The organism is Sorangium sp. So ce1036 (assembly GCF_051369805.1).
In the GTDB taxonomy this organism is placed as follows: domain Bacteria; phylum Myxococcota_A; class Polyangia; order Polyangiales; family Polyangiaceae; genus Sorangium; species Sorangium cellulosum_F.
Genome location: NZ_JBBMOX010000001.1, coordinates 3,752,026 through 3,773,317 on the forward strand (window position 1 = coordinate 3,752,026; position 21,292 = coordinate 3,773,317).

The following is a 21,292-nucleotide window of genomic DNA, read 5'->3' on the forward strand; positions in this document are numbered from 1 at the left end:
TCATGACGCTCACTCGCTCCGTTCCCCTGCCGTGGCTGGCGTCCCTGGCGCTCATCGCCGCGTGCTCGCTGAGCAGCGCGGCGCGCGCCGAGACGCTCTCCGCGGAGGAGGCCGTCGGCCGCGCGGCCTCCCAGAACCCGTCGCTGCGCGCGGCCCTGCTCGAGGTCACGGCCGCGCGGCAGGCCGTCGCCGCCGAGGAGGGCGCGAGGAGGCCCGCGCTCGCGGCCTCGGTGACGGGGCAGTACGCGAAGACCCTCGACGCCCAGACCCCGCGCGCGGGCAGCGCGTCCGTGGAGTCGAGCGTGGCCCTGCGGTACACGACCGACGTCGGCACCGCCCTGGAGGTGGGCACGTCGGCGGACTCCAGGTGGAACCTCGCGGAGGACCGGACCCTCGGGCCGGCCTACGGCGCGAGGGCGTACGTCTCCGCGCGGCAGCCGCTCCTCCGCGGGGCCGGGACCGACGCCGTGCTCGCGCCCGCCGCGCAGGCGCAGGCACAGGCGGTCGCCGTGGAGCGGGAGCGCGAGCTCGCGGCGAGCCAGATCGCGCTGGAGGTGCTCCAGGCGTACTGGGAGCTCTGGTACGCGGAGCGGGCCGTCGCGGTGCAGGAGCAGGCGCTCGCGGCCGCCGAGCGGCAGGTGAACGACGCGAGGACGCGCGCCGAGACCCTCGGCACCGGCACGCGGGTCGACGTCCTCCAGTTCTCGACCGCGGCCGCGTCGATCGCGGACGCGCTGTCGCAGGCCCGCGCGGCGCGCACGGAGCGGGCGATCGAGCTCGGGCGCGCGCTCGGCATGGACCCCGCGCGCGCCGCCTCGCTGCGCGCGACCGGCGCGCCGCCGTCCCTCGGGCCCGCGCCCCCGGCCGCCGCGCTGGCGCGCGCGGCGGCCGAGCGCTCCCAGGAGCTCGCCGCGATGCGCGCCGATCTCGACGCGCTACGCGCGCGGGTGGGCGCGGCGGAGGACGCCGACCAGGTCCGCCTCGACGTGTTCGCCACCGCCTCCGCGGGCACGGAGTGGGGGAACGATCTGCTGACGGGGCGCTCGCTCCCCGGCATGCAGCCCGCGTTCAGCGCGCTGGGCGGGCTCGATCTGGAGCTGCCGTTCGGCGGGGGGCGCGCGGCCGCCGACGCGGCGCGCGCGCGCGCGCAGCTCGCGGCCGCCGAGGCCCGCTACAGGGCGCGCCTCGACGCGATCACGGCCCAGATCAGCGCGCTCCGCGTGAACCTCGACGCGTCCGCCGACCAGGTCGCGCTGGCCTCGGAGACGGCGCGCATGGCCGGCGAGCTGGCCGAGGCCGAGCGGCAACGGCTCCTGCTCGGGACGTCGACGTCGGCCGATGTGGTGAAGGCGGAACAGACGCTCCGCGAGGCGGAGCTGCGTAAACTGCGGGCGGCGGTGTCAGAGCTCACGTCGCGCTTCCAGCTCGAGCACGCCGCGGGCGCGCTCCTCGAGCGCTTCGCTTCGGTGCTCCCCAGGAGGTCGTCATGAACAGGAACAGGAGACGCCAGGTGATGGCCGCGGTGGCCGCGGCGATCGTCGCGACGTTCGCGATCGGCGGGTACGCCTGGTACCGGGAGCCCTCGAAGGCGCCGGCCGGCCCCACGGTCGAGATCCGGCGCGGGAGCCTGACCGAGACCGCCGCCGCGTCCGGGAAGATCGAGCCCGACGTGCAGGTCGAGGTGAAGTCGCGCGCCTCGGGCCAGGTCATCGAGGTGCTCGTGCAGGAGGGCGACACGGTCGAGGCCGGGCAGCTCCTGGTCCGCCTCGATCCGACGGACGCCGAGCGCGCCCTCGCCGAGGCGCGCGTGACGCGCGACCGGGTGAGGGCCGATCTCGCCGCGGCGCAGGCGTCGCTCAAGGCGGCCGAGCTCGAGCGCAAGAACAACGAGGTGAGCCAGGAGGTCGCCGAGCGGAGCGCCGAGCTCGGCCTGGGCTCGACCGACGCGGCCCGCACGGCGGCGCACACGACGAGCGTCGCGGCCGCGAACCTGACGCTCCGTCGGGCGCAGCTCGGCGCGGCGCAGGCGCAGCTCAAGGTGGCCGAGTTCGCCGTGCAGGACGCCGAGACGCGCCTGAAGGAGATGCAGATCTACGCGCCGATCGCCGGCACGGTGCTCGACGTGGCGGTGGAGAAGGGCACGCTCGTCTCGTCGGCGCTCACCAACGTGAGCGGCGGGAGCGCCGTGATGACGCTCGCCGACCTGTCGAACCTGCGCATCATCGGCGCGATCGACGAGGCGCAGATCGGCCGCGTCGCCCCGGGGCAGCGGGTCGAGATCCGCGTGGACGCGTACGGCGACCGGGTGTTCCAGGGCGTGGTCGACCGCGTGAGCCCCCTCGGCAAGGAGGCGTCGAGCGTGGTGACCTTCGACGTCGAGATCGTCGTCAAGGACAAGGACGCGTCGCTGCTGCGCTCGGGGATGAGCGCGGACGTCGAGATCGTGACCGCCGAGCAGAAGGACGTGCTCCTCGTGCCGCTGCTGGCCGTGCAATCCCAGGGCAAGCGGCGGTTCGTGCGGCTCGAGAGCGGCGAGGAGCGCACGATCCGGACCGGGGCGACGGACGGGACGCACATGGTCGTACTCGAGGGGCTCAGCGAGGGCGACGACGTCCTCGCGAGCGCGCCCGCGGTGACCGAGTCGGGCCCGCAGGGGCCGCGGGGCGGGCAGAACCCGATGCGCGGCATGCGCATGGGCGCCCCCCGGGGAGGGCGGTGAGATGGATATCCCTGTAAAGGTCGAGGGCCTCTCCAAGGTCTACCACGCCGATCGCGAGGACCTCGCGGTCCGGGCCGTCGATCGCATCAGCTTCGAGGTGCGCCGCGGCGAGTCCGTCGCGATCATCGGGCCGTCCGGGTGCGGGAAGTCGAGCCTGCTGAACATCCTCGGGTGCCTGGATCGGCCGACGGAGGGCACGTACCGGCTGGGGGGCCGCGACATGGCGGAGCTCGACGACGACGAGCTGGCCGGGCTGCGCAACCGCCACATCGGGTTCGTGTTCCAGAGCTTCAACCTGCTGCCGCGGATGACGGCGGTGGAGAACGTGGAGCTGCCGCTGCTCTACGGGGCGGTGAAGGACAGCCGCGCGCTCGCGCAGCGCGCGCTGGCCCGCGTCGGGCTCGCCGCGCGCGAGCGGCACCTGCCGGCCGAGCTGTCCGGCGGGCAGCGGCAGCGCGTGGCGATCGCGCGGGCGATCGTCACGCGGCCGTCGATCCTGCTGTGCGACGAGCCGACGGGCGCGCTCGACAGCCGCACCGGGCGCGACGTGCTGGAGCTGCTCCTGTCGCTGAACGCGGACGGGACGACGCTGGTCATGGTGACCCACGACCTCGGCGTCGCGCGGTCGCTCTCGCGCGCGATCCACATGAAGGACGGCCGCATCGTGGCCGACGGCCCGGCGGGCGCCGTGGTGGCGGCGTTCCACGCGAGCGAGATGGAGGCGGCGTGCTGATCCGGGAGACGGCCAGGAGCGCGTGGCGCTCGCTCGCGAGCAACCGGCTGCGCACGCTGCTCACGATGCTCGGCATGATCATCGGGACGGCCGCGGTCGTCGCGGTGCTCGGCATCGGGGAGGGCGCGCGCAGCAGCGTCGAGGGGCGGATCCGGTCGCTCGGCGCGAACCTGCTCATGGTCCGCCCGTCGTACGCGTCCGCGGGCGGGGTCCGCTCCGGCTCGGTCCGGACGCTGACGCGGAAGGACGCGGAGGCGCTCGAGGCGCTCCAGGGCGTGGCCGCGGTGGCGCCCGAGGCGAGCGGCAGCGCGCAGCTAAGGTACATGGCGAACAACCTGAACGCGTCGGTGACCGGCATCACGCCGGCGTACCTGGAGGTCCGCTCGATCTCGGTGGCGAGCGGGGTGTCGTTCAGCGATCTCGACGAGCAGCAGCGCGCGCGCGTGGCGCTGATCGGCGCGAACGTCGCGAGGCAGCTCTACCCGGGGATGTCGCCGCTCGGCACGCGCCTCCAGATCAACGGGAGCGCGTTCCGCGTGGTCGGGGTGCTCGCGGAGAAGGGGTCGGGCATGGGCTCGCCGGACGACGGCGTGTTCGTGCCGCTGTCGACGCACCAGTCGTCCCTGTTCGGGCAGGATTTCCTCTCGACCATCTCGCTGCAGCTCGAGCGGGAGGACCAGGCGGACCAGGTGATCGCGCAGCTCACGCAGCTCCTGCGCCTGCGCCACCGGCTGCGCGCGGATCAGGAGGACGATTTCGACGTGCGGTCGCAGGCCGAGATGCTGGCGACGATGGGCCAGATCACGGGCACGTTCACGACGCTGCTCGGCAGCGTGGCGGCGGTGTCGCTGATCGTGGGCGGCATCGGGATCATGAACATCATGCTGGTCTCGGTCCGGGAGCGGACACGGGAGATCGGGGTGCGCATGGCGGTCGGGGCGCGCCGGCGGGACATCCTGCGGCAGTTCCTGGTCGAGGCCGTGGTCGTCTCGCTCGCGGGCGGGGTGGCCGGCGTCGGGCTCGGCTACGCGGCGGCGATCCTGCTGTCGCGGTTCGGGGAGTGGGCGACCATCGTGCCGCCGTACGCCATCGGGCTGGCGCTCGGCGTGTCGGTCCTCATCGGGATCACGTTCGGCGTGGGGCCGGCGCGGCGCGCCGCGCGGCTCGATCCGGTGGAGGCGCTGCGGTTCGAGTGAGCCGCGGGCCGGGGGGGAGCGGAGGAGGGGGCCCGGTCAGCCTGGTCGGGTGGCGGCGAGGGCGGCGAGGAGCGCCGTGTTCCGGAGGAGCTCGTCCACGGCGTGGTGGAGGGATTTCCCGGCGTAGTAGATGACATCCACGTCGAGGCCCTCGGCCAGCTGGCGGTTGTGCCGGCCCTTGAAGCAGATCTGCTCCTTGGGCTTCGACACCTCGTCGAGCGCGCCGCGATCGTTGGCCCACGCCTGGAAGGTGGAGGCGTGCTTCCCCCGACACGCAGGATTTTCCTCGCAGAAGCGGACCCCGGCGCGGGTGTTCTGGAAGAGCCAGGCTTCGACGCTGTAGTGGGGCACGAGGAGGAGGAGCTGAGTCAGCGCCAGATCGCCGGCCGGAGCGCGACCGCTCTGGAGGCGCCGATGCTCGACGAACTGGCGGACGTCGGTCTCGATGAAGCTGCGGAACTTCGCGACGTTGTCGCTCGCCTCGCGCTCCGCCCAGGGACGGTCGCCGTCGATGTGGTAGACCACGAAGGCGCGATCGCTCTCGAGGAGCTTCGTGGCGATGTACCCGATGAGGTCGCGTCGAGCGCGGTGATCCCGCGGCTCCCGGCTCTTCCAGAGGTTGCCGCGGAGGGCCTTGCGCACGCTCTCGCCCTCCGGCGGCTCGAAGCGGACATGCTGCCAGTCGTAGCTGTCGTCGACCAGGCGCAGGATCTTCTTGGTGAGCGCGACCAGCGTGTCGTGCGCGCCCTCGGCCGAGTCCTCGGTGAGCACCAGGATCGAGCAGCGGGCGACGCTCACCAGAGCCCCCGCGTCCTCAGGATCTCGCCGACGTGCTCGATGCCGACCTGATAGGCGCGATAGAACATGTCGGCCTCGTCGTCGGTCATGTTGCGCCAGGTCATCCGCTCGCGATCGCCGTCGGCCTGGTTGCGGCAGAGGATGAAGCTCTCCTTGACCTGCTCGACGGACTCGAAGGACAGGTAGTCGAGCAGGAGCGGGTTCTGGCTGGTGAGGAACGCCTGCCGGTCGCCGATGGCGTTCATGCACTCCTCGATCCACGCGTGGTGGAGGCCGTTCACCAGCTCGTCGGCGATGACGAAGCTGGGGTTCGCGTCGAGGTAGTAGAGGAAGGTGAGCAGGCGCTTCTGGCCGTAGCTCAGGTGCTGGTCCTGGAAGATCGAGCCGTCGCGGCGGGTGAACCAGAATTTGAGGTTGCCGAACTCGAAGTGTTCTACGAACTTGGTTGTTGTGTCCTTGTTGATGAGCTCCAATTTTGCAACGGCCGAGCGTAAGCCCAGGAGTCGGACCGATTCGGAGAGAAAGGTGAGTTGTTTTTCGCTTATGGAGTGTTCGGTTGATTCGTCGGGTATTCCGAGCTTTATTGCATTAAGAATTTCATTTGTTGTTATCCCCTGGCCAGGGCTCCCGGGGGAGCGAAGGGCGAATTGTGTTGTGTTTTTGAATCGATGAAAATGGAAGCGTGGCTGTAGGTCGTTCTTTGGTGGATTGATGCTGTCTTCTCTTGTTGTGAGTGCGTGGAACATGTCTAACGATTCGTCGAATCGGTAGGCATTGCGGAGATCGGGTGCGATTTCGTGTGGAGTGTTCCGTTCGAGGGTTATGGTTCCGATGGTGACGAGCTTTGTGAGGAGTCCTGGTGGTCCCTTTGTTATGAAATTTTCTGCTGACTTGTGGTCGATATTTGTTCCGTGGATGGCAAAATGATCCTTTGAGTGGCGGAGCGAGGTTGTTGATCGCCGGTTCGATAGGCTTAGCGTGCATTCGAAGTCCGGTGTTTCCGGGGTGGCATACGCACTCTCGTGTGCCGCGCGGGCCATCGATGGCAGGTTCAAGAGCTCCACCGGCTCGACCTCCGGCTCCCGGCTCGAGATCTTCGCAGTCAGCGAGCCCTGAGGAAGCGTGAGCTCGATCTCGATCGAGAACGGATCGTCTGGATCGTTCAGGTTCGTCCTGAGGATCTTGGAGATGAAGGACAGGAGCGTCGTCTTGCCGGCGCCGTTCGGGCCGAGCAGGACGTTGCGGCGGTCGCCAAAGATGAGCTCGCATGGCTCCACGTTGCGGTAGCGATGGATCTTGAGGCGCTTCAGCTTGACCACGGTGTGGTAGCCTAGTCGCCCGTGCCGCAGCCGGGCAACGGGAACCCCACGCCCCCGCGATCATGGCGCTTTTCCCTGGGGATCGAGCGCGGCGCTCGGGTCGTTCCGTGTGGGCGAAAGCCCGGCATGAAGCCCCCCGCGCCTGCCAGCTTTTCTGTGCAGTCTCGCCGGCGGGTCGCTATCCTGTCATGGGATGACGGTCCTGCTTCAGAACGAGTACCTGACGGTGACCGCCGATCCGGACCGCTCGCTCGTCCGGACCACGCGTTCGGAGATCGCTCTCCCATCGCCCGACGAGTTCATCCGCGTCCACACCGAGGCGCTCCAGATCTACGAATCGCTCGTCCGCGGGCGCCTCGGCCACCTGGTCGACCTCCGCCAGGTCCCCATGAACAACGACCCGGCGTTCGAGGCGGCGACGCAGCGCATCCGCGGCATGCTCGTTCAGGACTTCGCCGCCGTCGCCCTCGTGGTGCGGACCGCGGTCGGCGCCTTGCAGGTGAAGCGGCTCGTGCGCGAGACGCACAGCGACAATGTCGTCGTCTATCATGACGAGGACGCCGCCATGGCGTTCCTCGCCGAGGTGCTCGGAGCGCGGGCGAGCCGCATCAGCCTGCTGCCGGGCGGGCCTGCCCGGAGCACGCGCCCGCCGGCGCGCTCGGCCAAAGGGCGCTGATGCTGCGCTGCGGCGGCTGCTACCTCGCGAACGCGCCCGATGCGGAGCGCTGCGCCGGCTGCGGGCACGAGCTCGGTCTGGAGCCGATCGCGGAGCCCGACACGCGCCGCTGTCTGGACTGCGACGAGCCGTTCGCCGTGTTCCGCGCCCCGGCCGGCCTGCTGCGCGACTGCCGTCGATGCGGCGGCCAGCTCGTCGAGCACGCGCTCCTGCGAGACCTCCTCTCGCACCGGGAGTCCTATGGAGCGAGCGCCCCGAGGCCCCCGCCGCGCCCGCGCGTCGACGTCCGCGTGCGCTATGTCCGCTGCCCGATCTGCGGCGGCGTGATGAACCGCAAGAACTTCGCCGGCAAGAGCGGCGTCATCGTCGACATCTGCAGGGATCACGGCACCTGGTTCGACCGCGGCGAGCTCCCCGAGCTCCTCTCGTTCGCCGCGTCCGGCGGCACCGCGCGCGCGCGGCAGGAGCAGCTCGAGGAAGAGGCGCGCGCGCGCCGGCAAGCGGAGATCGAGAGGGATACCGCGAAGCGGGCGAGCTTCGTTGTCACCGCCTCGACCTGGGAGGCCCGGCGCACCGCCGTGCAGGAGCTGCGCGATCTCTTATGGGCCATCACGCGATGAGCCGGTGAAGAGGGGGGCTGTCCACGGGCAGCGCCCCTGTCCAGGAGACCGGCTGTGTCGTTGGAATTTTTGAGCGGGGATGTTTGAGGGACGCCTCTCCGGGGCCCGAGGCGCGTCATGGTTCGCTGAAATTTCGTCATTGGCGTCAGATATCAATGCGTGCGGGACGGTCTGTACCGTCGTAAGAGACACCGCCACGACATGATGTCCCTCGACCAGCGTCTCGCGGCCCTCGAGCTGTCCATCCTGCCGACCTGGGTCTACGACCATGACGCGTACCGGTTCCGGTGGGCCAACGCGAAGGCGATGGAGTTCTGGCGCGCGTCGGATCGCGATGAGCTGCTCTCCCGCGATCTCTCGGACATCTCCGGATCCACCCGGGCGCGGCTCGACGGCTACCTGCGCGTGGTCGCGGAGGGCGGCACGGTCGTGGAGGACTGGACGCTCTATCCGCGCGGGGCGCCCGTCACCGTGACGCTCGACGGCCAGGGGATCCGCCTCGACGATGGGCGGCTCGCCATCCTGTTCCAGGCGCTCCCGCGGCAGCCCGGCGTCGACGCGTCCATGGTGCGCGGCGTGGAGGCGGTCCGCCACTCGTCGGTCCTGGTCAGCCTCGTCGACGGGGAGGGGACGGTGCTCTTCCACAACCCGGCGGCCTTGCGCGCGCTCGGCGACGCGCCCCGGATCGACGCGGCGTTCCCGGACGAGGCCGTGGGCGCCGCGATCCGCGGGGTGATCGCGGCCGAGGAGCCCTGGACGGGGGAGGTCCGGGTCCACACGACGGGCGGCGAGCGCCGGCACCAGGTGGAGGCGCGTCGCACGACCGACCCGGTCTCCGGTGCGCCCGCGGTGCTCGTGCAGCAGCTCGACGTCTCGGCCCAGCGGCGCGCCGAGGGGCAGGTCGAGGAGCAGGGTCGGCTCATCGAGGAGCTGAACCGCTCGCTCGCCCTGGTGGAGGAGCAACGACGGCAGATCCTGACGCTCTCCGCGCCGATCCTCGACGTCGGCTGCGGCACGCTCGCCGTGCCGCTCATCGGGCGCCTCGACGCGGAGCGCGGCGACGAGCTCGGCGAGCGGCTCCTGCCCGCCATCGTCGCGCGGCGGGCGTCGCACGTGGTGCTCGACGTCACCGGCGCGGACGCGCTCGACCCCGACGGCGCCGCCGCCCTGGAGCGGCTCTCGCGCGCGATCGCGCTGCTCGGCGCCCGGCCGATCCTCACGGGGGTCCGGCCGGAGGTCGCCCGCGCGCTCGTGCACGCCGACCTCACCGACGGGTTGCTCGTCCTGCGCAGCCTGGGCCACGGTCTGGAGGCCAGCCGCGAGCGGTCCACGGCGAGGCAACGGGCCTAGCGCCGCGCAGCGCCGCGCAACCTGGGTCGGGTCCGGGCAACCTGGGTCGGGTCCGGGCAACCTGGGTCGGGTCCGGGCAACCTGGGTCGGGTCCGGGCAACCTGGGTCGGGTCCGGGCAACCTGGGTCGGGTCCGGGCAACCTGGGTCGGGTCCGGGCAACCTGGGTCGGGTCCGGGCAACCTGGGTCGGGTCCGGGCAACCTGGGTCGGGTCCGGGCAACCTGGGTCGGGTCCGGGCAACCTGGGTCGGGTCCGGGCAACCTGGGTCGGGTCCGGGCAACCTGGGTCGGGTCCGGGCAACCTGGGTCGGGTCCCGGGCACCGGACGGGTTGCAATCCGGGACAAGGAAGCGAGAGTTCCCCCATGCTCGCCGCCACCCAGATCGGCATCCCCACGCTGGTGCGCATCAAGCCCGGGGCGCTCGCGCGGACCGGCCTCTACCTCGCGCGCGCGGCGTACCGCCGGATCGCGCTCCTCTCGAGCGAGGCGATGCCTCCCGCCATCGCGGCCGCGATGCAGGAAGGGCTGGAAAAACAGGGAATCGAGGTCGTCGCCCGGCGCGAGGTCCGCGCGGCGAGCTTCGAGGAGGCCGCCGCGCTCCTGCCCGCGCTCCCCGGCCGCTGCGACGCCGTCGTCGGCCTCGGCGGCGGCCGCGCCCTCGACATCGCCAAGTACCTCGCGTTCCTCGCCAGGCTGCCGTTCCTCGCGGCGCCCACGTCGCTCTCGAACGACGGCTTTTGCAGCCCGTCCGCCAGCCTCACCGTCGGCGGAAGGCGCCGCTCGCTCCCCTGCGCCGTCCCCTTCGGCGTCGTGGTCGACACCGAGGTGTGCCTGCGCGCGCCGGAGATCCTGTGGCTGTCCGGCGTGGGGGACCTCGTGGCCAAGGTGACGGCGGTGCACGACTGGAAGCTCGCGTTCCACGCGCGCGGCGAGCCGGTCAACGACTTCGCCGCCCTGCTCTCGGACGCGACCGTGTTCCAGTTCATGGCGCGCCCCGAGCGCGATCTCGAGGGCATGCGCCTGCTCGCGACGGCGCTCATGCTGAACGGCATCGCCATGGAGATCGCCGGCTCGTCCCGCCCGGCGAGCGGCAGCGAGCACCTCATCTCCCACGCGCTCGACCAGACCGGGAGGCGACCGCGGCTCCACGGCCTGCAGGTCGGCACCGCCGCCTACGTCGTCAGCCGGCTCCAAGGGCGGGACACGGACCCCATCGCCGCGGTCCTCGACGCCACGCGCTTCTGGGACGCGATCCGGGCAGACCCGTTCTCGCTCGACGAATGGCTCGCGGCGGTCCGCGTCGCGCCGGAGATCAAGCACGGGGTTTACACCGTCCTCTCCTCCCGCGACTGCGTCCCGGAGGTCGAGTCGATCCTCCGGACCGACCCGCGACTCCACGGCTGCTTCGCTTGAAGCGGCGCGTCGCCATCACGCCTCGCCGGACAAACAGGGCTCCGCCGCGCCGGCGAGGGGGATGTTTTCTGGTGCCATGCAGGTCGGGCTCTGCCATAAGGCCCGTCTCATGACGACAGAGCTTCGAGGAAAATGGGCGCTGGTCACCGGCGCGAGCCGCGGTGTGGGGAAGCAGATCGCCCGGGGGCTCGCGGGGCTCGGCTGCAACCTCGTCCTGCACAGCCGTGATGCGGCGCACACACGGGAGCTCGAAGCGGAGCTCGCCGGCCAGGGGGTCCGGGTGAGCTCCGTCTCGGGCGAGCTGTCCGAGCAGGCGGCGGTCGATCGGATGCTGGACAGCGCCATCACCGTCTCGGGCGGTATCGACATCCTTTATAACAACGCGGCCATCATGACGCCGTTCCGTGCGTCGTACATCGAGACGCCGGCCGAGGATTTCCGGCTGAGCTTCGAGGTGAACGTCATCAGCCCGATCCGCATCACCTACCGGCTCCTGCCGACCATGCTGGAGCGCCGCTGGGGTCGGATCGTCCAGGTGACCTCCGGTATCCAGGACCAGCCGGAGCTGATGGCCTATGCTGCGTCCAAGGCCGCGCTCGACAAGTTCGTTCGCGACACGGTCCCTTCGCTGCGCGGCACCGGGGTGCTCATGAACCTGCTCGACCCGGGCTGGCTGCGCACCGACCTCGGTGGCCCGCGGGCGCCGAACGCCGTGGAGTCCGTCCTCCCCGGCGCGCTCGTGCCGGCGCTGGTCGACGGCGAGGTCCACGGCGTGTTCTTCCGCGCCCAGGACCACGCGCGCCCCGCCGCGTCATCGACGTAGAGCGCAACAGCGCAATCGACCGCGCCGCGGCCGCGTGGGGTGCTCAGAGCGCAGCACCCCACGGTCGTCCCGGGAGGCGCGGGGCGCCCTCATGTCCAGAGCGGTTGTCGGGTGTCGCGGGCGAAGAAGGCGCGATGTCCACGCTGCGCGGCACAGGGGTCCAGCGGCGCAGCGGACAGGCGAGATCGGGATAAGGCCCCCGCGATCGCGAGCTCGGCAGTCGCGCGCGGCCCGCGCCTCGTGCGAGACTGAGCGATGCCGCGCTGCTCGCGATCCCAGGTGTCGCCCCGCTGGCCGGCATCGGGTGCGGCGCGCGCGTCGGCGGCGCGCGGCCGGTGACAACCCTGTCCTTGTCCGAGGAGCCATGACCCAATCTCGCCCATCGCTCACGATCGATGATGTCCCGATCGCCTGGCGCTTCGACGACGGCGACCTGCTCTTCGGGGGGCTGTCGTCCGTCTTGTTCTGGGCGAATCCATCGCTCTTCAGGATGCTGTCGCCCCTCGTGGAGGAGATCGGGACCGACCTGTTCCGGTTGCTCGTGGCGCGGTCCTCGAGCCTGGGGACCGAGGAGGACTATCGCGATGTCGTGAAGCTGGGCGAGACGTTCGAGCAGGGCTTTCTCTCCTGGGGGCGCCTCGTGAGCATGGCCGGGTGGGGCGCGTTCGAGCTGCCGGCCTTCGAGCGCGCGGCGTGCGCGGCCACCGTCCGGGTGCGCAACGCGTGGGAGCTCCGGATGCAGGCGGCCGGCGGCATGCGCTGGGGGTGCCCGTTCCTGCAAGGCAAGGTGATCGGGATCTTCGGCCACGCGCTCGAACAGCGGTGCTGGGCCGACGAGCACATCGTCTCGGAGGGCGCGGAGCCTGTCGTGGAGTTTCGCGTCCACGCCTCGGATCGGACCATCGAGGACGAGCTCCACCGGCTGAGGCTCGCCCGGCTGCGGGCCCGGCAAGAGGAGCTGACGCAGCACATGGCGGCGGCCGCCCTGGAGCTCCGGCGCAAGGACGAGGAGGTCGAGCAGAAGGAGCGCCTGATCCGGGCGCTGTCGGCGCCCATCCTCCAGGTGTGGGACGGCGTCCTCGCGGTGCCGCTCGTCGGCGTGCTCTCGCGGGAGAGGGCAGCGCCGATCTGCGAAGAGCTGCTCGACCGGGTGACCTCGATGTCGGCGACGCACGTGCTGCTCGACCTGACGGGCCTGTCCGAGGTGGACGCGGCGGCGACCGGGCAGATCGCGGCGATCGTCTCGTCGCTGCGCCTGCTCGGCGCCCGGTGCGCTGTCGTGGGGCTGTCGCCGCAGCTCGCCCGGACGATGGTGGAGCTCGGGAACTCGTTCGCGGGCGTCCGGACCTACCAGACGCTCGCGGACGCGCTGCGGCAGGTCGTCGGCCTGACCAGGGGACCGGCCAGGCGCTCCTTCTGACCGAGCGCGCTAGCGCCCCTTCGCCCCGGGCGCCGGGGAGGGCTCGTCCAGCCAGAGGATGGCGGTCACGCCGCGCGGGTAATAGCGGCTCCCGACGGGCACCCCGCGCTGCATCTGATCGGAGAAGGCCCAGTAGCCGGAGCCCTCGATCTGCCAGCGGACATGGGCCTCGTCGTGGCGCCCGGCGTCGGGCTCCTCGACCTTCAGGATGGCGCGCGCGATGTGCTGGCAGAGCGCGATCTTGCTCATCCAGGAGTTGTCGCTGCTGCTCGAGAGCTTCCACCCGCCCTCGGGGAACAGGCAGAGCCCGGGCTTGAGCACCGCCTGGAGGTGGCGGCGGAGCACCCGGAGGAGCTCGCCGTGCTCGCCCTCCGCGGCGTCGCTCGAGAGGAGGCCCATGGCGTGGGGGTAGAGGAGCCCCTCGATCGCGGGGATGATCGCGCTCGTGCAGCTCCCGTCGAGCAAGGCGGGGATGTACCCGGACGGCCCGTGGAGGGCCGACGTGATGGCGCGCGCCGCCTTCCGGCTCGCGGCCGAGGCCTCCGCGGCGAGCGCGGCGTCGCCGCAGCGCTCGAGGAGGTGCGCGAGGATGACGTACGACGCCCACGACTTGCCGGCCAGGTACAGGTTGCTGCGCGCGCGCCCCAGCGAGTGATCCAGCGAGTCGTAGGTCGTGATCTCGGCGCCTGCGCCGCAGCGGCTGCTGTCGAGCGCCATCACGCCCCCGCGCGCGTCGGGCTCGGGCGCGTCGCGGTGGAGGAGGCTCGTGAGGAGCTCGGCGAGCAGGCCCCTGTGGCGCGCGAGGAAGCCCTCGTCGCCGGTGCGCGCGACGTACACGCCCGCGCAGCAGATCCAGTTGGTGAGCTGCTCGTACGTCATGTAGCTGAAGCACGCGGCGTCGAGGTTCGGGCGCTCGTAGCTGGAGTAACCGGGCGGCGAGAAGTGATTGCTGACGCCCATGTCGTGGGTGAACGACACCCCGCCGGGGAGGAGCTCGCCCGGGGCGCCGGGGCGCTTCACCCCGTCGCGGTAGCTGTACCGATCGACGTAGAGATCGAGGACGTTGCGCACGGCCCAGGGCGCGTAACGCAGCTCGAAGAAGAGATGATCGATCGCGAGATCGAAGGTGTTCATCATCTCGTACTCGCCCTCGTTCACGTTCCACAGGGGCGCGGGCGGCGCGCCGTCCTCGAGCGCCGTGTCCAGCCACTGGGTCGACCCGAAGTAGCTGTGCGTGGCCTGGGCGAGCAGCCACCTCTGGGCGGGGCTGAGCGGCGCGCGCGAGAGCTCCTCGTCCCGCTGCGCCGCCTCGCGGAGGAGCGCCTCGCGGTGATCGAGCGCGAACGCGAGAACCTCCTCGAGCCCGCGGTGATGGCGGGTATAGGCGTAGCGCGCCTCGATGCCGGTGGTGATCACCCCGGCGTCGTGGAACCCGAGCGCGATCCAGACCTCGCGCCGCGCGCCCGGGGGGACCTCCACGAGCAGGCCGCCGACCTTGCCGAGGCGGAAGAGCCGATCGGCGGAGCCGTCGAACGCGTTCTCGATCGAGAAGGCCTGGAAGGCCCGGACGCCCGGCTCGGGGCGGCTGGCGAAGCCCCAGCGGCGGCCGTGCGCGACGCCGATCAAACGGCCGTCGCTCGTCGACTCGAGGTCGCGCAGGCTCGCCGCGTCGAGCGCGAAGAAGCCTGTCAGCGGCTCGGTCCCGCCGGTGTTGTCGAGCTCGAGGCGCGCGAGGACCGCCGGGCAGGACCGCAGCGCGACCTCGGCGGCCGGCGCCGTGCGCGGATCCGGGATCGGGCCGAACGGCGAGAAGATGGCCAGCGTGAGCCGCCCGGCGCGGATCGTGTCGCTGGCCCACCCGAGCTCGCGGCGGATGTCCTGATCGTCGAAGACACGGCGCGGCCGCTTGGGGCGCTCCAGGGTGACCCCGAACGGGACCGTGCTCGGATCGTGGGTCGCCTCGAAGTAGGGAAGGCAGCAGAGGTCGCCCTCACCCTCGCGGTAGCCGATGTAGAGGTTGGATTGTCCCGGGCGGCCCACCTGGGAGGCAAAGCCGCCCCGACGGTGATGGCTGCCGAGCGTGAAGGAGGCAAAGGCGCCGACCGGCGCGTGCTGGACGTTGTAGGAAGAGCTCACGCCGCCAACATACATGCGCTCGCCCCGGGAGGCGACCGCGCGCGACGGGTGAGGCGGCGAGTGACGATGTAGCCGCCGCGCTCCGGCGCGCTCCTCGCCGGCCGCGCGCCGCGATGCGGGCCGGGGATCTCTGGTACCATGAGGGGCATCAGGGCCGGTCGCGCCCCACCGCGAGCCCTCCGGGCCACGCCAGGACGAAGGCGGAGCGCCGTCCGCGCTGCGCTCCGTCGCGCTCGATCGGGGAGGCGCAGAACACACGGGAAAGGGCATGCCATGCTGACCTTTGCGACCCTCGTCACCCAGTGTCGGGCGCTCTCACAGATGGCGTTCGAGCGAAGGTATCCCCACGCCTGGTTGCTCCGTGAGGCCAGCACGGACGAGCTTGGCGCTCCCTGCTTCAAGACCGCTTTCGGCTGCACCTCGCCTGGCACGAGCTGCCAGCCGACGCAGCTCCGTCACCGGATCTCCTCGGCGATGACCGCCGCCTCGTTCGAGCGCTGCGAGCTCTTGCCGGTGACGAAGCGCCCGGACAGCCCCTGGCAAGATCGCATCCTGATCGGCCGCGCCCTCAACAGCGATATCGTCCTCCGCGACCCGTCCGTCTCCAAGGTCCACGCCCACATCTCGGTGCTCAGCCCGGACGCCCCGACGCTCCACGCCCGGAAGAGCACCAACGGGACGTTCCTGAACGACCGGCTGGTCTCGCCGGCCGGGGACGGCGTGCCGCTGCAGAGCGGCGACATCCTGCAGCTCGGCAACGTCGTCTGCGAGCTCATCGTGAGCGCCGATATCTACCGGCTCGCCGCCCGCTGAGGCGAGCGCGCGCCGGCGCGGCGTGCCCCGCGCGGCCGGCGATCAGCCCCGCTCCGGGTGAGGCGCGCGGAACATCACCTCCACCGGGCCGCCGTGCGTCTCCACGACGTAGCTCTCCTCGACGGGGGCGCCGCCGCGGAAGGCCTGCGCGAGCTCGTCGCGCCGCTTCATCAGCTCGACCAGGCCGAGCGCGAGCGCCTCGGAGGCCGTGAGCTCCTGCGGCGTCGGCTTGCGGCCGAGCAGGTCCTCGTCGACCATCGCGAGCGTGGGAACCGCGTCGGGCCCGACCAGCTCCCAGCGCTGCTCGGCGATCTCGGCGCGCAGCGCGGGGTGCAGGTCGCTCGCGCGGTCGAAGCTCAGCGAGAAGAAGCCCGCCGGCAGCGACGTGGGGGGCCTGTCCCGGGGCGCCTCGATCGCCGCGAGGTGGAGCGCGAACCCCTGCGCGCTCTCGAAGAGGAGCACGCCGTGGCCCTGGCCGGCCTGCCCGAGCACGCAGAGCGCGAGATCGCGCGCGCCGAGCGAGGGGATCGACAGCGACAGGACATCGGTGTCGCTCGGCACGGCCTCCCAGGGCGCCGCGCGGTGGAGCGCGGCCGCCGCGCGGAAGAAGGAGGCCATCGCGGGCGCCTCGATTCCACCGCCGAGGAAGCTCGGCGAGGGGCCGCCGTCGCCCGCGCCGAGGTGCGCCTCCAGGTCCTCGGCCACGGCGTCGATCTCGGGCGTGGGCGCGACGCGGACGTCGAACCCGGGCCCGAGCCGCGCGCGCAGCGCGTCGGCGAGCGCGGGCGAGGCCACGCGCACGCGCGCGGGCAGGCCGGGCTCCCCCTCCCGGGGCTCGCGGGCCGTGGACTCGAAGCTGTCGACCGCGCACGCCACGACGTCGCCGGGGCGGAGCGTGGTGCAGCTCAGGACGAGGCCGCGATCGGTCATCCAGACGACCGCCTCGGGGCGGTACGCGTCGTCGCCCTCGCGGACGAACGCGCGCAGGGAGAAGAAGCCGCCGATCCACGCCTCGTCCCGGCGGGGCAGGGGGGGCTCGCCCTTCCTGGAGCGCTTCTTCTTGACGGCTGGCACGGAGGACATCGGGGCACCTGTTCGCCAGGGCGCTCGGCGGCCCTGGAGCGAGCGGACGAGAGCAAAAGCGGAGGGCAGAAAGCTAGCGCAAAGGCCGCGTCGGTCGAAGCGGAACGCGGCCGGCAGGCGGGCGCCGCGCGGCGCGCCGCGCGCTGTCTCGCGGCGCGCCGCGCGCTGTCTCGCGGCTCGCCGCGCGCTGTCTCGAGGCTCGCCGGAGCGCAAGCCCCGGAGGTGAGCTGTCCAGACGCGACCATCACCCAGCGGCGCCTTTCGTCCTGGCCATCGCCGCGGTGCCCTGATATCGGTCGTCGCGGTCCAGCGCCGGAGATCCGAAACCGATGCCGCTCGCCGACCATCCAGGGAACTCGATGCTCGAGGAGACCTGCAGAGGAGGAGCCCGCCGCCCCGTCGACCTGCGCGGCGCGGGGCGCGCGGCGCATCGCGGCTCCGGGCGTGGTGTGGCCGGCCGCGCCGCGCTTGGGCTCCTCGCCGCCCTGGCCGCCTCGGCGCCGGCGGTCGCGGTCCGGGCCGATGACGCGCGCGGTGGCGCGGTGAGCCCGCCAGGCGAGCACGCCCGCATCGCCATCGCTGCGGGCGGCCTCGACGAGGAGGTGCCCGCATCGTCTTCCCTCGGGCGCCCCTGGCCGACACCGCTCGGCACGAGGCCCGATCCGCTCCATCGAAACCTGATGTGGGTCACGGGCGGGCTCACGCTGGCGGGCATCGCGCTCGGCAGCACGTTCGGGGGCCTCGCGATCACGACGTGGAACGAGGTCGAGCGGACCGCGGGGACGTCGTGCAGCAACCCAGCGCGTTACCAGGGGTGCGCGCGGCCGGTGCCCCAGCTCGCGAGGAGGGCGATGTCGTACGCGACCATCTCCAACTTCTCGTTCATCGCCGCGGGGGCGGCGCTCGCCGGCACGACGGTCCTCTGGTTGACGGTGCCGCCGGATTCCCCGGGCGCGGGCCCGCGTGTGCAGATCGTGCCGGGCATGCTCGGCGGCTCCGTCGTCGGGGTGTTCTGATGACGAGGCTCCGCTTCGAGCGGCGGCTCCTGCTCTCGAGCGCCCTCATCGCGGCGGGCGGCGCGGGTTGCGCGGAGATCGCCGGACTGCGGTACATCGACGAGCAGGGCGCCGGGGGCGGCTCGTTCAGCGGGCCCGGCTACACGTGCCAGTGGGCGCTGTCCTTCGGGGACGCCGACACCACGCTCGGCGGGATCGCGGCCGACGGCGACGGCACCTTGTGGCTCGCGGGCGGCTTCAAGGGGGACATCGCCGTCGCGGGGGGCGCGCCGCTCACGGCGGGAGGCGCGGGCACGGACGTCTTCGTGGCGCACCTGGCGCGCGACGGGAACCACCTCTTCAGCGAGCGCTTCGGGAACGCGGCGAACGACGCCGCGACGCGCACGCACCAGGCGACCGCGGTCGCCGTGGGCGAGCTCGGCGTCTATGTGGCGGGCGACTTCACGGGCAGCCTGTCCTTCGGCGCGGACTGCCCGCTTCCGGCCCACGCCGGGGGCGGTGCGCTGTTCGTGGCGAAGCTCGACAGGCGCGATCCGGGCGGCCTCACGGCGTGCGCGACGCACGGCGAGAACGGCAGGGACACGGCGAGGGCCGTCGCCGTGGACGGCGATCGCGTCGTCGTCCTGACGTCGCTGCAGGGAGGGGCGAGGATGGGGCTCTCCAGCTTCGATGGACAGACCCTCACGCGCCCTTGCCACGGCGCGTTTCCGGGCCTGGACGGCGGGCGCCTCGCGCCCCGCGGGCTCCGCGTGTCCGCGGGCGAGGCGTTCGTCGTCGCCGAGTTCCAGGGTCGGATCGAGCTCGGGTTCTCCAGCCCCCGGGACGCGTTGCCGCCCGGCGGCGCGCCCGCGATGGGGGTCGACTCGTTCCTTGCCTCGTTCCCGGCGGCCTGGATCTGCGATGGATCGAGCGACGGCGGCGGGCGCCTCCGGCATCGACACTACTCCTCGCTCCCGGGCGATCAGCGCGCCAGCGCCGTCGCGCTGCGCGACGGCGGCGTCGTCCTGGGCGGCTCGTTCGAGGGCGAGATCGATGTCTCGGGCGAGCCCGGAGGCCGGCTCGTCTCCAGCGGAGCGGACGGGTTCCTCGCGCACCTCGACGGGGAGGGCGGCCTCCGGTGGGCCAGGCAGCTCGGGGGCGCCGCGGATCAGTCGGTGGCGTTCGTCGAGGCCGACAGCGACGGGGACGTGGTCGTCGCCGGGCACTTCGAGGGGCGGATGTCCCTCGGCGGGGACACGGCGCTCACCGGCGCGGCCGACGAGGACATCTACCTCGGGCGGCTCGGGGGCGAGGACGGCGCGATCGCGTGGCTCGGCGGGCTCGGCGGCCCGGAGGGCCAGCGGCTCCAGGCGCTCGCCGTCTCCGAAACGGACATCTTCCTCGCGGGCCGCTCCGACGCCGACTTCGAGCTCCTGAACTGCCCGGTCGAGGCCGGAGACGGTCAGCTCTTCGTCGCGAAGCTCTCGATCTCCTCGCGCTGATCCTCCTCGCGCAGATCGCCCTCCTCGCGCCGAGGGCCGGCCGGCGGCCGCGGGGCGCGGCGGCCTCCGCCGTGCGACGCGCGCGCGAGCAACGCCCGCGCGCACGGCGCGACGACCTGCGACAGCGCGCGCTCCCGGATCGCGCGCCGCTGCCACGGCGAGAGCACGCCGAAGCCGAGCAGGGGGCCGCCGTCCTCGGCCTCGCCCGCGGCGGGCGCGCCCGTGGCGGAGGCGATCTCCTCGAGGAGCACGCTCGCCAGCGCGGGGTCGCGCTCGATCGCCCAGGCGGCGAACCGGAAGGCGAGCTCTGCGTGCCGTGACTCGTCCTCCGCGATCTTCTCGAGCGCGCGCCGGACGGCCGGGTCGGTCGCATGGAGGGCGGCCTCCGCGGCCTCGATCGCGGCGACCGTCTCGCCGATGCACCCCTCGCGGACGGCGGTCACCAGGATCTCGCGCGCGTCCGCGCCGCCGAGCGCGCCGTCGATGGCGAGCGGACCCGGGCCGACGTCGCGGCCGCCGAACGCGCTGGCCAGCTCGAAGCACAGGCGGGCGTGCTCGGCCTCGTCGCCCATCGCGGCCTGGGTCGCGGCGACGAGCCCGGGCGGCGCGCCGAGCGAGAGGAGCTGCAGCGCGAAGCGCGCGAACGCGGCGATCGACGCGTGCTCGAGGAGCGCGGCACGCGTCCAGTGCTCGGCGAGCGCCGCCCGCTGCCCGGCCGAGAGCGCGTCCAGGCGAGGCGGCGCCCCCAGGTCGGCCGCCGGCCCTGCCCGCCAGTCGTCGCGCGCGGCGGGCGCGGCGGTGCGCACGACCCCGTCGACCAGGAACGGCCGGCCGATCGCGCAGATCTGCTCCGAGCAGGCGTGCTTTCCGGCCTCCAGCGAGCATTGCATGTCGCCGGCGCAGTCCTCATCGCTGGCGCACTCGTCCGAGGGCGTCTGGCACGCGAAGCCGGTCCCGCCGCACCCGGGGAGGAGGACATGGCTCGAGCAGAGCAGCGAGCCGCAGTCCTTGTCGCTCTCGCACGAGGCGGGGACGCACTGCCCGACCGGATCGCCGCACAGGCAGATCTGCCCCTCACCGCAGTCGGCGTCGGTCGTGCATCCGTAGGCGCAGAAGCACCCTGGCAGCGCCTCTCCCCCCTCGGCGCTCTTGCAGTAACCGTTCGGCTGGTCGGTGCAGTCGGCGTCGGTGGAGCAGCTCCCGGGGGCGCCGCTCGGGTCCTTGTCCTGGCACGCCGTGGCGCGCGGGATCGCGCTGGGACAGGTGACGACCTCGGCGCGGTGCATCCAGCCGCCGGCGCAGCGGACATACCCGGTGTCCTGGCCCGCGACGACGATCGGCTCGGGGTCATCGCACGGGAACGGAGCGTCCCCGCTCGACGAGCCGCCGGCGCTCCCCACGGAGGTCGCTCCCGAGCTGGACGAGCCGCCGGCGCCCCCCACGGAGGTCGCTCCCGAGCTGGACGAGCCGCCGGCGCCCCCCGCGGAGATCGCTCCCGAGCTGGACGAGCCGCCGGCGCCCCCCACGGAGGTCCCTCCCGCGCTCCCGCTCGAGGTCTCCCCCGATGTGATGTTGCCATCGCAGCCCACGGCCGGCGCGAGCGCCATCACCGAGAGCAACCTCGCAGCCCAGGAATCGATCGAGACAAGCAAGCGCATGGTTTTCTCCTTCCAGGGATCCTACCCGGGGACGCGCT

Annotated in this window: 18 protein-coding genes; 13 read left to right on the forward strand and 5 right to left on the reverse strand. The window is 72.5% G+C overall.

Features of this window, described 5'->3' with window-relative positions; translation table 11 throughout:
* The first annotated feature begins 2 nt into the window (after positions 1–2).
* Genes WMF31_RS14410 through WMF31_RS14425 form a run of 4 tightly spaced genes read left to right on the forward strand, consistent with a single transcriptional unit; the run spans position 3 to position 4,648 of the window.
* Positions 3–1,490: a TolC family protein gene (locus tag WMF31_RS14410; protein WP_436602491.1), complete on the forward strand. Its 1,488-nt coding sequence runs from the start codon at positions 3–5 to the stop codon at positions 1,488–1,490.
* Positions 1,487–2,719, forward strand: a complete 1,233-nt coding sequence (locus tag WMF31_RS14415; RefSeq protein ID WP_436602492.1) for an efflux RND transporter periplasmic adaptor subunit — start codon at positions 1,487–1,489, stop codon at positions 2,717–2,719. Before WMF31_RS14410 ends, WMF31_RS14415 begins: the two co-directional genes overlap by 4 nt.
* A 1-nt stretch (position 2,720) precedes the next feature.
* On the forward strand, positions 2,721–3,452 hold the full coding sequence (locus tag WMF31_RS14420) for an ABC transporter ATP-binding protein (RefSeq protein ID WP_436602493.1): 732 nt from the start codon (positions 2,721–2,723) through the stop codon (positions 3,450–3,452).
* Entirely contained in the window at positions 3,446–4,648 is a 1,203-nt protein-coding gene (locus WMF31_RS14425) for an ABC transporter permease (RefSeq protein ID WP_436602494.1), read from the forward strand. Before WMF31_RS14420 ends, WMF31_RS14425 begins: the two co-directional genes overlap by 7 nt.
* Positions 4,649–4,684: 36 nt before the next feature.
* Here the strand turns inward: WMF31_RS14425 and WMF31_RS14430 are convergent, their stop codons facing one another.
* Complete coding sequence (locus tag WMF31_RS14430; protein ID WP_436602495.1) at positions 4,685–5,446, reverse strand: hypothetical protein; 762 nt, start codon at positions 5,444–5,446, stop codon at positions 4,685–4,687.
* Complete coding sequence (locus tag WMF31_RS14435) at positions 5,443–6,765, reverse strand: AAA family ATPase (protein WP_436602496.1); 1,323 nt, start codon at positions 6,763–6,765, stop codon at positions 5,443–5,445. The genes WMF31_RS14430 and WMF31_RS14435 overlap by 4 nt, the downstream gene beginning before the upstream one ends.
* A 193-nt stretch (positions 6,766–6,958) precedes the next feature.
* On the opposite strand from WMF31_RS14435, the gene WMF31_RS14440 reads away from it, so the two are divergent.
* The 6 genes from WMF31_RS14440 to WMF31_RS14465 all read left to right on the forward strand — a co-directional run bounded on the left by WMF31_RS14440 (position 6,959) and on the right by WMF31_RS14465 (position 13,067).
* Entirely contained in the window at positions 6,959–7,441 is a 483-nt protein-coding gene (locus tag WMF31_RS14440) for a hypothetical protein (RefSeq protein WP_436602497.1), read from the forward strand.
* Positions 7,441–8,061 (forward strand): zf-TFIIB domain-containing protein, encoded by a 621-nt coding sequence (locus tag WMF31_RS14445; RefSeq protein WP_436602498.1) that lies wholly within the window; start codon positions 7,441–7,443, stop codon positions 8,059–8,061. Before WMF31_RS14440 ends, WMF31_RS14445 begins: the two co-directional genes overlap by 1 nt.
* A 201-nt stretch (positions 8,062–8,262) precedes the next feature.
* Positions 8,263–9,411, forward strand: a complete 1,149-nt coding sequence (locus WMF31_RS14450; RefSeq protein ID WP_436602499.1) for an STAS domain-containing protein — start codon at positions 8,263–8,265, stop codon at positions 9,409–9,411.
* A gap of 363 nt (positions 9,412–9,774) precedes the next feature.
* The gene (locus WMF31_RS14455; RefSeq protein WP_436602500.1) at positions 9,775–10,824 is read left to right on the forward strand and encodes an iron-containing alcohol dehydrogenase family protein; all 1,050 of its coding nucleotides are present in this window, start codon (positions 9,775–9,777) and stop codon (positions 10,822–10,824) included.
* A 109-nt stretch (positions 10,825–10,933) separates the two neighbouring features.
* Positions 10,934–11,647, forward strand: a complete 714-nt coding sequence (locus WMF31_RS14460) for an SDR family NAD(P)-dependent oxidoreductase (RefSeq protein WP_436602501.1) — start codon at positions 10,934–10,936, stop codon at positions 11,645–11,647.
* Positions 11,648–12,011: 364 nt separating this feature from the next.
* The gene (locus WMF31_RS14465) at positions 12,012–13,067 is read left to right on the forward strand and encodes an STAS domain-containing protein (RefSeq protein WP_436602502.1); all 1,056 of its coding nucleotides are present in this window, start codon (positions 12,012–12,014) and stop codon (positions 13,065–13,067) included.
* 9 nt (positions 13,068–13,076) lie between these two features.
* Here WMF31_RS14465 and WMF31_RS14470 read toward each other — a convergent pair whose 3' ends face one another.
* Entirely contained in the window at positions 13,077–15,203 is a 2,127-nt protein-coding gene (locus WMF31_RS14470; protein ID WP_436602503.1) for a glycoside hydrolase family 52 protein, read from the reverse strand.
* Positions 15,204–15,476: 273 nt separating this feature from the next.
* Between WMF31_RS14470 and WMF31_RS14475 the strand changes: the two genes are divergently transcribed.
* Entirely contained in the window at positions 15,477–16,016 is a 540-nt protein-coding gene (locus WMF31_RS14475; RefSeq protein WP_436602504.1) for an FHA domain-containing protein, read from the forward strand.
* 42 nt (positions 16,017–16,058) lie between these two features.
* Here WMF31_RS14475 and WMF31_RS14480 read toward each other — a convergent pair whose 3' ends face one another.
* A complete protein-coding gene (locus WMF31_RS14480; protein WP_436602505.1) occupies positions 16,059–17,099 on the reverse strand; it encodes a hypothetical protein in 1,041 nt (346 codons plus the stop codon).
* Between the two features lie 329 nt (positions 17,100–17,428).
* Here WMF31_RS14480 and WMF31_RS14485 point away from each other — a divergent pair, with 329 nt between their 5' ends.
* Together WMF31_RS14485 and WMF31_RS14490 are read left to right on the forward strand one after the other, a co-directional pair.
* Positions 17,429–18,115, forward strand: coding sequence for a hypothetical protein (locus tag WMF31_RS14485; protein WP_436602506.1), 687 nt, complete (start codon positions 17,429–17,431; stop codon positions 18,113–18,115).
* Positions 18,115–19,596: a hypothetical protein gene (locus WMF31_RS14490; RefSeq protein ID WP_436602507.1), complete on the forward strand. Its 1,482-nt coding sequence runs from the start codon at positions 18,115–18,117 to the stop codon at positions 19,594–19,596. Before WMF31_RS14485 ends, WMF31_RS14490 begins: the two co-directional genes overlap by 1 nt.
* Here the strand turns inward: WMF31_RS14490 and WMF31_RS14495 are convergent.
* Positions 19,557–21,254 carry a ferritin-like domain-containing protein gene (locus tag WMF31_RS14495; RefSeq protein ID WP_436602508.1) on the reverse strand — a complete coding sequence of 566 codons (1,698 nt, stop codon included), beginning with the start codon at positions 21,252–21,254 and terminating at the stop codon, positions 19,557–19,559. The two genes, WMF31_RS14490 and WMF31_RS14495, sit on opposite strands and share 40 nt — an antisense overlap.
* Between the last annotated feature and the right edge of the window lie 38 nt (positions 21,255–21,292).

Excerpts from the sequence above, each read along its gene's own strand:
- WMF31_RS14415 (WP_436602492.1), top strand. The coding sequence starts at position 1,487 with ATGAACAGGAACAGGAGACGCCAGGTGATGGCCGCGGTGGCCGCGGCG.
- WMF31_RS14420 (WP_436602493.1), top strand. The coding sequence starts at position 2,721 with ATGGATATCCCTGTAAAGGTCGAGGGCCTCTCCAAGGTCTACCACGCC.
- WMF31_RS14440 (WP_436602497.1), top strand. The coding sequence starts at position 6,959 with ATGACGGTCCTGCTTCAGAACGAGTACCTGACGGTGACCGCCGATCCG.
- WMF31_RS14485 (WP_436602506.1), top strand. The coding sequence starts at position 17,429 with ATGCCGCTCGCCGACCATCCAGGGAACTCGATGCTCGAGGAGACCTGC.
- WMF31_RS14480 (WP_436602505.1), bottom strand. The coding sequence starts at position 17,099 with ATGTCCTCCGTGCCAGCCGTCAAGAAGAAGCGCTCCAGGAAGGGCGAG.
- WMF31_RS14465 (WP_436602502.1), top strand. The coding sequence starts at position 12,012 with ATGACCCAATCTCGCCCATCGCTCACGATCGATGATGTCCCGATCGCC.
- WMF31_RS14450 (WP_436602499.1), top strand. The coding sequence starts at position 8,263 with ATGATGTCCCTCGACCAGCGTCTCGCGGCCCTCGAGCTGTCCATCCTG.
- WMF31_RS14410 (WP_436602491.1), top strand. The coding sequence starts at position 3 with ATGACGCTCACTCGCTCCGTTCCCCTGCCGTGGCTGGCGTCCCTGGCG.
- WMF31_RS14490 (WP_436602507.1), top strand. The coding sequence starts at position 18,115 with ATGACGAGGCTCCGCTTCGAGCGGCGGCTCCTGCTCTCGAGCGCCCTC.
- WMF31_RS14460 (WP_436602501.1), top strand. The coding sequence starts at position 10,934 with ATGACGACAGAGCTTCGAGGAAAATGGGCGCTGGTCACCGGCGCGAGC.
- WMF31_RS14445 (WP_436602498.1), top strand. The coding sequence starts at position 7,441 with ATGCTGCGCTGCGGCGGCTGCTACCTCGCGAACGCGCCCGATGCGGAG.
- WMF31_RS14455 (WP_436602500.1), top strand. The coding sequence starts at position 9,775 with ATGCTCGCCGCCACCCAGATCGGCATCCCCACGCTGGTGCGCATCAAG.
- WMF31_RS14475 (WP_436602504.1), top strand. The coding sequence starts at position 15,477 with ATGCTGACCTTTGCGACCCTCGTCACCCAGTGTCGGGCGCTCTCACAG.
- WMF31_RS14495 (WP_436602508.1), bottom strand. The coding sequence starts at position 21,254 with ATGCGCTTGCTTGTCTCGATCGATTCCTGGGCTGCGAGGTTGCTCTCG.